Here is a 14,323-nt window from a genome sequence, read left to right as displayed (position 1 = left end):
TCGTGGAGGAGCCGTCACCGTGTACTTCGTCGACACACTGGAGCTCAAGGGCCTGGGCAACCGCAGCTACCTGGCCGGCGGGCCGCGGACCGCGGTCGCCATCGACCCGCCGCGCGACGTCGACCAGGTGATCGCCGCCGCCGCCCGCCGCGGCGTGCGCATCGCGTACGTCGCCGAGACGCATCTGCACAACGACTACGTCACCGGCGGACTGGAGCTGGCCCGCATCACCGGCGCCCGGTACCTGGTCCCGGCCGCCGCGCAGGTCGCGTTCACCCGCACCCCGGTGGCCGACGGCGACACCGTCACCGTCGACGAGGGACTGGTGCTGCGCGCGATCGCCACCCCGGGCCACACCCCGCACCACACGTCCTACGCGCTTGAAGACGCCAGCCGCGCGGTGTCCGTCTTCACCGGCGGGTCGCTGCTGATCGGCACCGTGGGACGCCCGGACCTGGTCGAGCCGCGCCTGACCGAGCAGTTGGCCCGCGCCCAGCACGCCTCGGCCCACCGGCTCGCCGACCAGCTCGACGACACGGTGCCGGTGCTGCCCACCCACGGCTTCGGCAGCTTCTGCTCCTCGGCGCAGGCCGAGGGGACGGCGACCACGATCGGCCGGGAGCGCCGGACCAACGAGGCGCTCACCCTGGACGCCGACGCCTTCGTCGCCCAGCTGCTGGCCGGTCTGGACGACATACCGGCGTACTACGTGCACATGGGCCCGACCAACGCCACCGGCCCCGCCCCGCTGGACCTCACCCCGCCCGAGCCGGCCGACGCCGCGCAGATCGCCGAGCGGCTGGCGGCCGGGGAATGGGTGGTGGACCTGCGCAACCGGATCGCCTTCGCCGAAGGGCACGTCGCCGGGTCGCTCAACTTCGACGGGGAGGGCCAGCTCGCCACATACCTGGCCTGGTTGATGCCGTGGGGCAAGCCCGTCACCCTGCTCGCCGAGACGCCGGAGCAGATCGCCGCGGCGCAGCGGGAGCTGGCCCGGGTCGGCATCGAGCGGCCGGCCGCGGCCGCCACCGGCACCCCGGCCGACTGGGTCCCCGAGGGCCAGGCACCGGCATCGTTCCGCCGCGTCGCCTTCGCCGACCTGGCCGCCGCCGTCGCGGGCGGCGAGAGCCCGGTGATCCTCGACGTGCGCCGCGACACCGAACGCGCCCAGGGCCACATCGAGGGCTCGACGCACATCCCGGTCCACCAGCTGCACCGCCGCCTGGGCGAGGTCCCGGACGGCACGGTGTGGGTGCACTGCGCCGGCGGTCTGCGCGCAGGGATCGCCGCCTCCCTCCTCGACGCCGCGGGCCGGCAGGTCGTCGCCGTCGACGACGGCCTGGCCTCCGCGGCCGACGCGGGCCTCCTGGCCCGTTCCTGAACTCCCGCCCGCAGTAACCGAAGGCACGTCATGCTCCACTTCCCTCGCGGCCAGAATCGCCGCCGCCCGTCGAAGCCGGCGGCCACGCCGACCCCTCGGACAGGCCCCGGCGCACGGGAACGGCGCCCCGGACTCCCGCCGGACGCCCACCGGCCCCTGCCGCGCACCCGTCATGCGGTGCCAGTCGGCGCGACGCCGGGCCGCCGCGGTCAGAGCGGAGCGATAGCGTGACCGCCCTGATCCTGGCCCTGGTCGCCGGTGCCGTGGTCGGTCTGACGCTCGGCGCGCTCGGCGGCGGCGGCAGCGTGCTGGCCGTTCCGGTGCTGGTCTACCTGCTCGGGTTCAGCCCCGCGGAGGCCACCACCGCGAGCCTGTTCATCGTCACCGCGACCTCGCTGACCGCCCTGTTCGCGCACGCCCGCGAGGGGCGGGTGCGGTGGAAGGCCGGCGCCGCGTTCGCCGCCGCCGGCATCGTGCCCGCGGCGCTGGCCGGCGCCTTCGCCGCGCATCTGCCGCAGGCCGTGCTCACGCTCGCCTTCGCGGTCGTCGCCGGCCTGGCCGCGGCCCGGATGCTGCGCCCCGCGCGCTCGTCCGCGGCGTCGCCCTCGACTTCGTCCGCCTCCGCGCCCTCGTCCGAAGCGTCCGGGGAGCATCGCCCCCGGACGGTGAGGGCGGCGGGGGCCGGAGCGGGGCTGGGCGCCCTGACCGGGCTGCTGGGCGTGGGCGGCGGCTTCCTCGCGGTCCCGGCGCTGGTCGCCGTGCTGTCCTTCGAGATGCAGGCCGCCGTCGGCACCAGCCTGCTGGTGATCAGCGTGAACTCCGTGGCGTCCCTGGCCACCCGCACCGCCGCCGCAACCACCCTCGACTGGGCCGTCGTCGCGCCGTTCACCGCCGCCGCGATCCTGGGCGCCTGGGACGGCAAACGCCTCGCGAAGAAGATCTCCGGCCCCCGGCTCCAGCAGATCTTCGCCGTCCTGCTGCTGGCAGTGGCCGCGTTCATGCTCGTCGACGCGCTGACGGGGCTGTGGTGACGGCAACCATGACGGCGCGCGGCGGAGGGGCATCCCGTACGGAGACGTGCCTGACAACGCGGTGTGGGCCCGCGGCGCCGGGCACCGCGGGCCCGCACCGGCCGGCCGGACCGGCCCTAGGCCAGCGACAGGAACAGCTTCTCCAGGCGGGCCCGCAGCTGGTCCCGATCCTCGACCGCCCCCGCGCCGTCGGTCATGCAGTGCTGCAGCCCGGTCGCGATGATCGCGAAGCCGGCCCGGTCCAGCGCCCGCGACACCGCCGCGAGCTGCGTGATCACGTCCTCGCAGTCCCGGCCCTCTTCGATCATCTTGATGATCCCGGCGATCTGCCCCTGCGCCCGACGCAGCCGGTTGAGCACGCTCTTGAGCTCATCGGCCGCCATCGCCATCTCCATAACACCCTCCTCAATACCCCCGAGGGTATGATACTCCGTTCGGCTCCGCGCCGGACGAAGCGCACTCACCGCGCACCACAAGGAAAAGGAACCCGCGCATGACCGCCCAGTCCCCCGCCGCAGTCGACGTCGCCGCTGTCGCCGACCACCTGCACCAGTACACCGTCGTCGACGTGCGCACCCCCGGCGAGTACGCCGCCGGGCACCTCCCCGGCGCCCACAACGTCCCCCTGGACCACCTCGACGTCGCCCTGCCGGCCCTCAAGGCCGCGGCGGCCCGCGGCGCGCTCCTGATCGTCTGCGCCTCCGGCAACCGCTCCACCAGCGCCTGCGCCCAACTCGCCGCCGCCGACATCGGCGCCACCTCGCTCACCGGCGGCACCACCGCCTGGACCCAGCAGGGCCACCCGGTCGACCGGGACGAGAAGGCCGCGACCGTCTGGCCCATGGAGCGCCAGGTCCGCTTCGCCGCCGGCTCCCTCGTCCTCACCGGCCTCGCCCTGGGCACCCGCTCCCGGCACGCCCGCTGGCTCTCCGCCGGTGTCGCCGGCGGCCTGATCTTCTCCGCCGTCACCAACACCTGCGGTATGGCCGCCCTGCTCGCCAAGCTCCCCCACAACCGCCCCCGCACCACCGACCTCGACGCCACCCTGGAGGCCCTCGGCCGCTGACCCCACCGCCAGGCACCGGCCACCGCCCCCGACCCGAGCCAGGCGGCCGGTCAGCCAGGCATCCCCCGCGCCCTCCCCCGACACACACCGCCGGGGGAGGGCGCAGACCTTCTCCCCCTCAGCGGCGGTGAACTCCCCGGCATCCGCGGGGTGTCGGCGCACGGCAGCCCGAGCGGATCGCTCAGGAAGACTCCTCGCGGCAGGCGCAGGAGTCGCCGCGCTCGGCATGCCGGGGAGCGCCGGCCGGTGCGAGGTGATGGACCCGGGCCGGGGGCAGGTTCCCCAGCACCAGTTCGCTGCGGAACGCGTGCCGGCGCAGGATGCCGCTCAGTGCGGCCTGCCCGGCGAGCGCGTGCTCGCGCTCCGGTCCGGCCGTGAGCGTCCGGCGCAGCGTCGCGCCGCCGACGTATCCGAAGAAGGACAGGGTGCCGCCGGGCCGCAGCGATCCGAGCAGCCGGTTGAAGATCTCCGCCGTGGTGCGGGCCTCGAAGTTGGCGAACGGCAGACCGCACACGATGGTGTCGTACACACCGAGTTCCTGTTCCTGCACCAGGCCGGTGCGGAACCGCAGTCGCTTGTCGCCGCCGTAGGTCTCGCGCAGCAGGGCGGAGAAGCGGGGGTTGGCCTCGATGAGGTCCAAGGTGTCCAGTTTGCCGAGCGAGCCGGTGATGTGCCGGGTCACGGCGCCGGTGCCGGGCCCCACTTCGAGCACCGCCCGGGGACGGCCGGGGCTGGGGACCATATAGCGGGTGAGGGCCCTGCACAGCCAGGCACTGCTCGGAGCGATCGCCCCGACGTCCTGCCGGGTGCGGGCGTACTCCCGCAGAAACAGCGCCACTTCAGCCATAAGACGACCTATCTCCTCTAGTGATAGCAAAACTATCGATAGTGCAAGGTTCGGCTTGCTGGCAGCGGTCCGGCTCGGCGTCGCCGCGCCGCCGAACGCGCCCCTGCCCCGGCGACACAACCACAGAACGGCAAGGAGATGCCGTGAAGACCGCACACCCCGGAACCTTCGTGCGGCGAGCCGTCCGGTGTGAGCCGGAATGGCCGATTCCTCTTTACGGAACGGTGACACCGAAACGTGCGCCGCCATCGGCAGGTCCACTCCACGGCGCCCGCATTGAGCCGAACTCGACGCGTATGTACGGAAGTTGCGACCGGCCGGTACGCGCGCCCTTTTCGACGGCGACGTCGAGGGCCGGGAAGCCGTGGGCGCGGCGGCCTTCCGGCGGCACGGCCACCCGTGGGACGGCGCCTGAACCGCCGGCCGGGAGAGCAGGTCTCTCAAGGTCAGCGCGGTGCGCGGACGGTCATCGGCCGGTCGCGCGGCGGCGGGCCGGTGCGTTGCCGGTGGCGTCGAACGGCGGGCCCGGGGTGCAGGTCACGCCCTACCATGGTCCGCGTGACGAGCGATCAGGACGGGGAACGGCGGCGCGCGGGCTCGTGGGCGAGCGGCGTGAAAGAGCGCCTGGTACCTGGTTCACGGACCCTTCTCCGGGAGCTTTTCGACTTCTCGTCGCGCCCGCTGCCGGTGCTCTCCCGGGTGCAGAACCGGGTGCTGCGCCAGCTTCCGCTCATCGTCTCCGTGGTGTTCGCGCTCTATGTGGCGGTGCCGGGGGCCGATGCGCTGTCCGACCGGCTCCCGCTGCCCTGGTTGGTGGCGGTCGTCATCGCGGTTGCCCAGGCGGCGGCCGTGCCGTTGGGGCTGGTCCGCCCGGTGGCCGCCTGGTGGCTGTCGCTGGCGGCGATGGTGCCCTTCCCCGTCCTCGTGGTCGCGACGCAGGCCCTGCCCGGCAGGGATTCGCCGTGGCCGTGGACGGAGCCCGGCTTCCTCGCGCATCTGGTCGTCACCCTGCTCGTCGCGTGGCGGGTGCACACTCCGCTCTTCGTCACGCAGTGGGTCGTGAGCATCCTGGCCGGCGGTGTGCTGGGGCTGATGCTGCCGCCCTCGGAGGCCGGGCACGGCCTGGTGTCGTTCGGCATCCTCTCCGCCTTCGGCCTGGCGCTCCAGGCCGCGCTGCGCGGACGCCGGGAGGCGCGGCGGCAGTTGCGGCGGCAGGAACGGCTCACCGAGATCGAACGGTTCCGCCGGACGGTGCTGGAGGAGCGTGCGCGTATCGCGCGGGAGCTGCACGATGTCGTCGCCCACCACATGTCCGTCGTCGCCGTGCAGGCGGAGGCCGCGCCCTATCTCGTGCCCGATCCGCCGCAGCCGCTCGACGAGAGCTTCCGCAGCATCCGGCGGAACGCGCTCGCCGCGCTGAGCGAACTCCGCCACATCCTGGGCATGATGCGGTCCGACGAACCGAGCGCGGACGGCCGCTACGTACCGCAGCCGACGCTGGCGAACATCGAGGAGCTGGTCGGCAACGTACGGGCGGCGGGGCTGCGGGTCGAGACGGAGATATCCGGCACCCCGCGCGCGCTGCCCAATCGGGTCGAACTCTCCGCGTTCCGCATCCTCCAGGAGGCGTTGAGCAATGTGCTCCGCCACGCTCCGGGCGCCGAGGTCCGCGTCGAGCTGTCCTACGGCGGCTCCGCTCTCACGCTGCGCGTGATCAACAGCCCGGCCGCGGCCGCCGTTCCGCGGCAGGGCGGCAAGGGACACGGCCTGCTCGGTATGCGCGAGCGGGCCGCCATGCTCGGCGGCACGCTGCACGTCGGGCCCATGGACGACGGATGGTTCGAAGTGCGTGCCTTGTTGCCCGCCGGCGAGGGGGAAGATTCGTGACGATTCGGGTGCTGGTCGCCGACGACCAGGCGATGATCCGGGGGAGCTTTGCGATCCTGCTCAACGCCCAGCCGGACATCGAGGTGATCGGCGAGGCGGCGAACGGCGAGGAGGCGGTGCGCCAGGTCGCCGAACTGGCCCCCGACGTGGTGCTGATGGACATCCGGATGCCGGTGCTGGACGGCCTGGAGGCCGCCCGCCGGATCGCGGAGACCGGCAGCGGCACCAAGATCCTCATGCTCACCACCTTCGATCTGGACGAGTATGTCTACGAGGCGCTGCGGGTCGGCGCCAGCGGCTTCCTCCTCAAGGACTCCTCGGCCTACGAACTCGCCGGTGCGGTACGGACGATCGCCACCGGCGGTGCGCTGCTCGCCCCGACGGTCACCAAGCGGGTGATCGAGGAGTTCTCGCGGCGCAGTGCGCCCCGGGCGCCGCGCCGGGAGCGGGTGGCGGACCTGACCGAGCGGGAGACGGAGGTGCTGCGCCTGATCGCGCAGGGCCTGTCCAACGCGGAGATCGCCGAGGAGCTGGTGATCGCCGAGCAGACCGTGAAGACCCATGTCGGCCGCATCCTGGTGAAGTTGGGGCTGCGGGACCGTACCCAGGCGGCGGTGTACGCGTACGAGGCCGGTCTGGTGGTGGCGGGCGAGTAGCGGTGCCGGCCGGCGGGGCGTCGGGCCGCAGGGCGCGGGCGTCATACCTGAGGGCTAGTGCGGGGTGAGTTCTCAGGGTGGATGCCGCTCGGTCGGGGGGGCGGCGGAGAATGCCGTTGTGCCAGGCTGCCGGGCGCTTCGAGGGTGCCGGAGGCAGTGCGGCCGTGCGTGCCCTGCTGCGGTATGACGGCCCCCGGCCGGGCCGTTATGCCCGGCGATAACCCCGAGGTTCCGAACCGATATCTGGCCAATAATCCGGCGCCTTAGCGTCGTTACCGCCCATTGACGAGGGATCGAGCGTCCGGACCGGGCGCTCACGATGGAAGGTAACGCCCGTGAAGGCTCGGCAGGACGGCCAGGACAGCGAGCCCGCCTGGCGCCACTCGACCGATGACGCGGAGGCGGACCTCCGCTTCTGGCGGCGGGTGCTCGCCGAGGGCGGGTACACGCCGGTGCCCAGGTGGTGCGGCGAGCCGGCCGAGCCGGGCACTGCCGGGGAGCACCGGGTGGCCGTACCGGCCGGGACCGCGCGGGCGGTGCGCCGGCTGGCGGACGCGTCCGCGGTCGCGCCCGATGTCGTGCTGCTGGCCGCGTACGCCCGGGTGGTGGCGGCGCTCACCGCGGATTCCGCCGTCGTGCTCGGCCTGCTGTCCGGGGCGGACGCGGCACCGCGGGCGCTGCCCTGCCCGGTGCCGGTGGCCGACGGCCCCTGGCGCGCCGTGCTGGACACCGCCGCCCGCGCCGCCGCCGAGGTGGCGCGGCACGCCGGTCCGGCCCTGGAGAAGCTGCGGGCCGAGAGCGGGCGGACCGAGGCCCTCTTCGACGCCCTGCTCGTCATCGGCCGGCCGCCCACGCCGGAGGACCTCACGCCCGACTCCGTGCTCGCGGTGGGCCTGGACGGGGCCGGGGAGCGGTCGGAGTTGGTGCTGATCCACCGGCCGGACGCGCTGGACGGCGGGCAGGCCGGGCGGATCGGGGGCTATCTGCTGGCCGCGCTGGCGGAGTTGGGCGAGCAGCCCGACGCCGACCACCGGGAGTGGAGCCCGCTCTCCGCGGCGGAGCTGGCCCATCAGCTGGACGGTCTGGCCGGGCCGCACCGGGAGCTGCCCGACCGTCGGGTCCATGAACTCTTCGAGGACCAGGTCCGGTTGCGCCCGGAGGCCGTCGCGGCCGAGCAGGGCGACCGTGCCTGGAGCTATCGCGAGCTGAACGCGCGGGCCAACCGCATCGCCCATGCGCTGCGCCGCGCGGGGCTCGGCGACGAGGACGTCGTGGCCGTGGTCAGCGAGCGCACCCTGGAGTGGCTGGCCGCGGTGCTCGGCGTGCTCAAGGCCGGCGGGGTCTACCTTCCGGTGGAACCGCACTTCCCCGCGGACCGGATCGCCGACATGCTCAGCCGCAGTGAATGCCGCCAGGTGCTCGTCGAACGCGAGGCGTGCGCCGGGCTGGACGAGGCGCTGCGCGCGGTCCCCGGCGCCGTCGCGCACCAGCTGGACGACGTGCTCGGCGGCGACCACCCCGAGACCGACCCGGCGCTGCCGGTCGCCGCGTCCCAGGGTGCGTACATCTACTTCACCTCCGGTTCCACCGGCCGGCCCAAGGGTGCTCTGTGCGAGCACGGCGGCTTCCTCAACCACCTCCTCGCCAAGATCGAGGACCTGGGCGTCCGGGAGTCCGGGGTGGTGGCGCAGACCGCGCCGCAGTGCTTCGACATCTCGCTGTGGCAGCTGGTCGCGGCGCTGGCCGTCGGCGGCCGCACCCGGATCATCGAGCAGGCGGCCGTCATGGACGTGGCGCGCTTCGTCGACACCCTGGAGCAGGCCCGCGTCGAGGTGGTCCAGGTCGTCCCCTCCTATCTGGAGGTGGTGCTGACCGAACTGGACCGCAGCCCCCGGGAGCTGCCGCGGCTGCGGTGTGTCTCGGTGACCGGTGAGGCGCTCAAGAAGGACCTGGTCACACGGTGGTTCGCGCGGTTCCCGGGGATCGCGCTGGCCAACGCCTACGGGCTCACCGAGACCTCCGACGACACCAATCACGAGGTCATGCGGAGCGTGCCGGAGCAGTCCTCGGTGCCGCTCGGCAAGCCGATCGCCAATGTGCGGGTGTATGTCGTCGACGAGCGGCTGCGCCCGGTGCCCCTCGGCTCGGCCGGTGAGATCGTCTTCTCCGGGATCTGCGTGGGGCGCGGCTATGTGAACGACGAGGAGCGCACCCGCGCCGCGTTCGTCGCCGACCCGCACCGGCCCGGCGCCCGGCTGTACCGGTCGGGGGACTTCGGCCGGTGGCTGCCGGACGGGCGGCTGGAGTTCCACGGGCGCCGCGACGCCCAGGTGAAGATCAGCGGCTTCCGGATCGAGATCGGCGAGGTGGAGAACCAGCTCCTGCGCGTCCCCGGTGTGCGCGACAGCGCCGTGGTCGTCACGGGTGAGGGCGACGGCAAGCAACTGGCGGCCTTCTACACCGGGGACGCCGAGCTGCCGGCGGCGGACATCCGCGCGGAGTTGGGCGCGGCCCTGCCGGAGTACATGGTCCCGCGCCGTTTCCACCACCTCCCGGCGCTGCCGCTCACCCCCAACGGCAAGACCGACCGCAAGACCCTGACCCGCACCGCGGGCGAACTCCTCGCCGAGGACGGCGGTTTCCGGGCGCCCCGTACGGACACCGAGCGCAAGCTTGCCGTCCTGTGGGCCGAGGCGCTCAAGCTGGAGGTCGACGCGGTCGGCCGGCACACCCACTTCTTCGAGGCCGGCGGCACCTCGCTGGCCCTGCTGCGGCTGGCGGTCGCGCTGGACCGGGCGGTGACGCCCGCCGAGCTGATGGGCACGCCGGTCCTCGCCGACCTCGCGGCCCTCCTCGACGAGCGCGCGCAGGGCTCCGCCACAGTGGCCTGACCGCAGCGGCACCGGCCCCGGCCCGCCTGGCGGCCGGTGCCTTCGGCTCCTGCGCCCGCGCCCGTCCGCCGACGGCGCCAGACAGTTTGAGAAAGGTGATCCCGTGACAGCCATGACCGCCGGCCCCGCAACCGGTGCGGCCTCCCCCGACGTTCCCGCGCCCGTCCTCGAACCCGGACGCACTCCCCTGCTGCTGGTGCCCGGAGCGGACTTCACGCGGCTTTCCGGCCCGGCGGTGCGGGACCTCGTCGCGCGGCACGGCGCCGTGCTCGTGCGCGGTCTCGGTCTGAGCGCCCCCAACGACCTGGCGGAGGCGGCCCGTTGGCTCGGCGTGACGCCGATGGCCGAGCGCGAGGGCTTCACCAGCCGCACCGACCACGGCGGCGGCGTCTACTCCGGCTCCCAGTGGCCGGCCGACGAACCGATGTGCATGCACCATGAGTTGAGCTACGCCGCGCAGGTGCCCTCGCTCGCCCTCTTCGGCTGCCTGACCGCGCCGGCCGCCGGCGGCGCCACCGCCGTCGCCGACGCCCGGACCCTGCTGCGCACCCTGCCCGCCGACCTCGTCGAGCGCTGTGCGCGCGAGGGCTGGCTGCTGGAGCGCAGCTACCGCGATGTGGGCGTCAGTTGGACCGAGGCGTTCGGCACCGAGGACCGCGCGGTGGTGGACGCGTACTGCGCCGAGCACGCCCTTGCGCACGAGTGGCTGGCGGACGGTTCGCTGCGCACCCGGCAGCGGCGCGCCGCGGTGGTCGCCCACCCGGTCACCGGCGAGCGGCTGTGGTTCAACCAGATCGCGTTCCTCAACGGGCTGACCATGGACCCGGCCGTCCGCGAGTACCTGATCTCCTTCTACGGCCCCGACTCGCTGCCCTTCCACACCCGTTACGGCGACGGCGAGACCCTCCCCGAGCAGGTCATCGAGACCATCAACGCCGCCTATACCGCGGCGACTTCGCGTGAGCCCTGGCAGGCCGGCGACCTCCTGGTCGTCGACAACCTGCGGATGGCGCACAGCCGCGAGGCGTACGAGGGCGACCGCGAGATCGTGGCGCTCTTCGGCGACCCGGTGCGCCTTGCCGGCCATGTGCACACCGACGTACCGGCCTGCTCCGCAGCCGTCTGACCGACCGTCCCGCACCATCCCCACGGAGCCCTTCCATGTCCCAGAACCGCCCGGCGCCCTCCTTCTCGGTGATCTCCGGAGCACAGGTCAGCGAGGTCCTCGACGGCCGCGGCAAGGAGGTGGTGGACCTCATCGAGGCCACCTACCGCCTGCACGGCGAGGGCGACACGGTCAACCCGCCCTCGTACTTCCTGCGCTTCCCCGACCGGCCCTCCTCGCGCATCATCGCGCTGCCCGCCTCCGTCGGCGGCCAGGTCCGCACCGACGGACTGAAGTGGATCTCCAGCTTCCCGGAGAACGTGGCCGCCGGGATCCCCCGGGCCTCCGCCGTGCTCATCCTCAACGACCATGAGACCGGCTACCCGTTCGCGTGCCTGGAGAGCTCCATCATCAGCGCGGTGCGCACCGCCGCGTCCGCCGCGCTGGCCGCCGACCGGCTCAGCGCCACCCGCGCCCGGCCGCGGCGGATCGGCTTCTTCGGCGCCGGCCTCATCGCCCGCTTCATCCACCGCCTGCTGCGCGACACCGGCTGGACCTTCGACGAGGTCGGGGTGCACGACCTGTCCGCCGAGCACGCCGCCGGTTTCGGCGCGTACCTCGCGCACTCCGGTGAGCAGGGCGCCCTCACGGTGCACGAGACTCCCGAGGACCTGATCCGCTCCTCGGACCTGATCGTCTTCGCCACCGTCGCCGGCGCCCCGCACGTCACCGACCCGGCCCTGTTCGCCCACAACCCGGTGGTGCTGCACGTCTCGCTGCGCGACCTGGCGCCCGAGGTGGTGCTGACCGGCACCAACATCGTCGACGACGTCGAGCACTGCCTGAAGGCCCATACCTCCCTCCACCTCGCCGAACAGCGGCTGGGCCACCGCGACTTCGTCGACGGCACGCTCTACGACGTGCTGACCGGGAAGCTGAGCCCGGCCGCCGACCGGCCGGTGTTCTTCTCCCCCTTCGGTCTGGGCGTCCTCGATCTCGCCGTCGGCAAGCACGTCTACGACGCGGTCCGCGAGTCCGGGCAACTGCACGTCGTCGACGACTTCTTCCACGAGATGCGGCGCTACGGCTGACCCCGTCGCCCCCCGCAACGCCCGCAAGGCAGGGAGGTCCCGTGCCGATCATTTCGGCCCCCCAGGAGTTCAACGAGGAAGACCTGTACGTCGACCTCGACGCGGTCCTCGGCATCCCGCTGTACCTGAAGTGCGAAGGCTTCAACTTCACCGGTTCGGTCAAGCAGAAGGCCGCTGTCGCCATGGTGGAGGCCGCGGAGGAGTCCGGGCTGCTCACCCCCGGTTCGATCCTGGTGGAGTCCTCCTCCGGGAACCTGGGCGTCGCGCTCAGCGTCATCGCGGCCGGCAAGGGCTACCGCTTCGTCTGCGTCACCGACTCGCGCTGCAACCTCGCCGCGAAGCGCCTGATGGAGGCCCTCGGCGCGGTGGTGCACACCATCACCGAGCCGGCGGCGGAGGGCGGTTTCCTGGCCGCCCGCATCGCCTGCGTGCGCGCGCTGTGCGAGCAGGACGAGCGGTACGTCTGGCTCAACCAGTACGTCAACACCGCCAACTGGCAGGCCCACCACCGCCTCACCGCGCCCGCGATCGCCCGCGCCCACCCGGGCCTGGACGTCCTGTTCGTCGGTGCCGGCACCACGGGGACGCTGATGGGCTGCGCCCGCTGGTTCAAGGAGCACCGTCCGGGTGTGCGGATCGTGGCCGTGGACAGCGTCGGCTCGGTCGCCTTCGGCCATCCCCCGGCCCCGCGCATGATCCCGGGCCTGGGCACCGGGGTGCGGCCGCCGCTGCTGGACGAGTCCTTCGTCGACGACGTGGTGATGGTGCCCGAGCCGGACACCCTGCGCATGTGCCACCGGCTCGCCGCCCGGGGCTTCCTGTTCGGCGGCTCCACCGGCACGGTCGTCAGCGGCGCCGCCCGCTGGCTCGCCGCGCACCAGGGCGGCGAGCGGCTGCACGCCGTGGCCCTCGCCCCCGACCTGGGCGAGCGCTACCTGGACACGATCTACCACACCAACTGGGCGCAGGGCGTCTACGGCCCCGATGTGCTCGCGGACGACGCCGCGCCCACCCCGCTGACCCTGCTGTCGTAGCCGACGATGCCCGACAGCCACCCACCGAACGACCCCGGAATGAGGCAACGAGCAATGAGCACCAACCCGTTCGAGGACAACGAGGGCCGCTACCTCGCCCTGGTCAACGACGAGGGTCAGTTCTCCCTGTGGCCGGCCTTCGCCGAGGTGCCGGCCGGCTGGCGCATCGCCCGCGAGGAGGGCGGCCGCGAGGAGACCCTGGCCTTCATCACCGAGCAGTGGACCGACATGCGTCCGCTGAGCCTCGTCCGCGCCATGGAGAACGCCGGCTGACCGGGCGCCGCCCGGGCCGTACCTCCCTACACGTCCCACCAGAAAGTGAAGCCTCGATGACTGTGGTACTGGAGACCGGCGCCCAGGCGGCGGTCGTGACCTTGCCGGGCGACGATGCCACGCAGGTCGACGTGATCGCCCGGCGGCTGTGCCGGTCCGCGGACAAGGTGGACGGTCACGAGTGGGTCGACGCCGCCCGCAGGCAGTGGCACGAACTGCCCGCCGCGCTGCGCGCCCCGCTGGGCGAGTTCCGCCGTGACTCCGGCACCAGCGGCGTCCTGCTGGTCCGCGGCCTGCCCGTGGACGCGGCGGCGCTGCCCGACACCCCCGCCGGCGCCGACTCGGTGCAGCGTGAGGCCAGTGTCTCCGCCGCGGTGCTGACCATGATCGCCTGCGGGCTCGGCGACCCGGCCGCGTTCCGCCCGGAGAAGACCGGGGCGCTCGTCCAGGACGTGGTGCCGATCCCCGGTATGGAGGACTTCCAGGGCAACGCCGGCTCGGTCCTGCTGACCTTCCACACCGAGAACGCCTTCCATCCGCACCGTCCCGACTACGTCATGCTGCTGTGCCTGCGCGCCGACCACGACAACGTCGCCGGGCTGCGCACCGCCGGCATCCGCGCGGCGCTGCCGCTGCTGAGCGAGCGGGCCCAGGAGGTGCTGCGCAGCGCGGAGTTCCGCACCGAGCCGCCGCCGTCGTTCGGTGGTGCGGACGGCGGGGACACCGAGCCGCGGCCGATCCTGACCGGCGCGCCCGAGGACCCCGATCTGCGCATCGACTTCGCCGCCACCAAGCCGCTCACGCCGCGCGCGAGCGAGGCGATGGCCGAGCTCCAGGACGCGTTCGAGAAGACCTCCCTGAGCACCGTGCTGACCCCCGGCGATCTGGCGATCGTCGACAACCGCATCACCACGCACGGCCGTTCCGCCTTCACCCCGCGCTACGACGGCCGGGACCGCTGGCTCCAGCGCACCTTCGTCCTGAACGACCTGCGCCGCTCCCGCGGCCTGCGGGCCCAGGACGGCTACGTCCTGGACTGAGCCGCCCGGCGGCGCCCGCCC

At 73.4% G+C, this 14,323-nt stretch carries 13 protein-coding genes; 11 read left to right on the top strand and 2 right to left on the bottom strand.

Annotated elements, in window-relative coordinates; all coding sequences use genetic code 11:
• The first annotated feature begins 19 nt into the window (after positions 1-19).
• Positions 20-1,381, top strand: a complete 1,362-nt coding sequence (locus tag ACIQE0_RS00585) for a rhodanese-like domain-containing protein (protein ID WP_402327997.1) — start codon at positions 20-22, stop codon at positions 1,379-1,381.
• Positions 1,382-1,608: 227 nt separating this feature from the next.
• Positions 1,609-2,412 carry a sulfite exporter TauE/SafE family protein gene (locus ACIQE0_RS00580; RefSeq protein ID WP_402327996.1) on the top strand — a complete coding sequence of 268 codons (804 nt, stop codon included), beginning with the start codon at positions 1,609-1,611 and terminating at the stop codon, positions 2,410-2,412.
• Positions 2,413-2,528: 116 nt separating this feature from the next.
• Here ACIQE0_RS00580 and ACIQE0_RS00575 read toward each other — a convergent pair whose 3' ends face one another.
• The gene (locus ACIQE0_RS00575; RefSeq protein WP_366330111.1) at positions 2,529-2,807 is read right to left on the bottom strand and encodes a metal-sensitive transcriptional regulator; all 279 of its coding nucleotides are present in this window, start codon (positions 2,805-2,807) and stop codon (positions 2,529-2,531) included.
• Positions 2,808-2,905: 98 nt separating this feature from the next.
• On the opposite strand from ACIQE0_RS00575, the gene ACIQE0_RS00570 reads away from it, so the two are divergent.
• Entirely contained in the window at positions 2,906-3,478 is a 573-nt protein-coding gene (locus ACIQE0_RS00570; protein WP_402327993.1) for a rhodanese-like domain-containing protein, read from the top strand.
• 181 nt (positions 3,479-3,659) lie between these two features.
• On the opposite strand, the gene ACIQE0_RS00565 is transcribed toward ACIQE0_RS00570, so the two are convergent.
• Positions 3,660-4,325, bottom strand: a complete 666-nt coding sequence (locus tag ACIQE0_RS00565; protein WP_366330113.1) for a hypothetical protein — start codon at positions 4,323-4,325, stop codon at positions 3,660-3,662.
• A 558-nt stretch (positions 4,326-4,883) separates the two neighbouring features.
• Here ACIQE0_RS00565 and ACIQE0_RS00560 point away from each other — a divergent pair.
• From ACIQE0_RS00560 to ACIQE0_RS00525, 8 genes are all read left to right on the top strand, one after another.
• Positions 4,884-6,212, top strand: a complete 1,329-nt coding sequence (locus tag ACIQE0_RS00560) for a sensor histidine kinase (protein WP_402327991.1) — start codon at positions 4,884-4,886, stop codon at positions 6,210-6,212.
• Entirely contained in the window at positions 6,161-6,868 is a 708-nt protein-coding gene (locus tag ACIQE0_RS00555; RefSeq protein ID WP_366330115.1) for a response regulator transcription factor, read from the top strand. The genes ACIQE0_RS00560 and ACIQE0_RS00555 overlap by 52 nt, the downstream gene beginning before the upstream one ends.
• A 335-nt stretch (positions 6,869-7,203) precedes the next feature.
• Positions 7,204-9,759: an amino acid adenylation domain-containing protein gene (locus ACIQE0_RS00550; protein ID WP_402327989.1), complete on the top strand. Its 2,556-nt coding sequence runs from the start codon at positions 7,204-7,206 to the stop codon at positions 9,757-9,759.
• Positions 9,760-9,871: 112 nt separating this feature from the next.
• Positions 9,872-10,885: a TauD/TfdA family dioxygenase gene (locus ACIQE0_RS00545; RefSeq protein ID WP_402328610.1), complete on the top strand. Its 1,014-nt coding sequence runs from the start codon at positions 9,872-9,874 to the stop codon at positions 10,883-10,885.
• A 35-nt stretch (positions 10,886-10,920) separates the two neighbouring features.
• Positions 10,921-11,955, top strand: coding sequence for a 2,3-diaminopropionate biosynthesis protein SbnB (sbnB, locus tag ACIQE0_RS00540; protein WP_366330117.1), 1,035 nt, complete (start codon positions 10,921-10,923; stop codon positions 11,953-11,955).
• A 41-nt stretch (positions 11,956-11,996) separates the two neighbouring features.
• Positions 11,997-12,989, top strand: coding sequence for a 2,3-diaminopropionate biosynthesis protein SbnA (gene sbnA, locus ACIQE0_RS00535; RefSeq protein ID WP_366330118.1), 993 nt, complete (start codon positions 11,997-11,999; stop codon positions 12,987-12,989).
• A 54-nt stretch (positions 12,990-13,043) separates the two neighbouring features.
• Entirely contained in the window at positions 13,044-13,262 is a 219-nt protein-coding gene (locus tag ACIQE0_RS00530) for an MbtH family protein (RefSeq protein ID WP_384094747.1), read from the top strand.
• Between the two features lie 56 nt (positions 13,263-13,318).
• A complete protein-coding gene (locus tag ACIQE0_RS00525; RefSeq protein WP_402327987.1) occupies positions 13,319-14,302 on the top strand; it encodes a TauD/TfdA family dioxygenase in 984 nt (327 codons plus the stop codon).
• Positions 14,303-14,323 lie beyond the last annotated feature (21 nt).

Source organism: Streptomyces sp. NPDC093097 (assembly GCF_044754325.1).
Taxonomy (GTDB): Bacteria; Actinomycetota; Actinomycetes; order Streptomycetales; family Streptomycetaceae; genus Streptomyces.
This window is presented reverse-complemented; position numbering and strand designations above follow the sequence as displayed.

What these genes read in the sequence shown, in the direction of transcription:
- ACIQE0_RS00575 (WP_366330111.1), bottom strand. Translation starts at nt 2,807, where the DNA reads ATGGAGATGGCGATGGCGGCCGATGAGCTCAAGAGCGTGCTCAACCGG.
- ACIQE0_RS00570 (WP_402327993.1), top strand. Translation starts at nt 2,906, where the DNA reads ATGACCGCCCAGTCCCCCGCCGCAGTCGACGTCGCCGCTGTCGCCGAC.
- ACIQE0_RS00565 (WP_366330113.1), bottom strand. Translation starts at nt 4,325, where the DNA reads ATGGCTGAAGTGGCGCTGTTTCTGCGGGAGTACGCCCGCACCCGGCAG.
- ACIQE0_RS00555 (WP_366330115.1), top strand. Translation starts at nt 6,161, where the DNA reads ATGGTTCGAAGTGCGTGCCTTGTTGCCCGCCGGCGAGGGGGAAGATTC.
- ACIQE0_RS00545 (WP_402328610.1), top strand. Translation starts at nt 9,872, where the DNA reads ATGACCGCCGGCCCCGCAACCGGTGCGGCCTCCCCCGACGTTCCCGCG.
- sbnB (WP_366330117.1), top strand. Translation starts at nt 10,921, where the DNA reads ATGTCCCAGAACCGCCCGGCGCCCTCCTTCTCGGTGATCTCCGGAGCA.
- ACIQE0_RS00530 (WP_384094747.1), top strand. Translation starts at nt 13,044, where the DNA reads ATGAGCACCAACCCGTTCGAGGACAACGAGGGCCGCTACCTCGCCCTG.
- ACIQE0_RS00525 (WP_402327987.1), top strand. Translation starts at nt 13,319, where the DNA reads ATGACTGTGGTACTGGAGACCGGCGCCCAGGCGGCGGTCGTGACCTTG.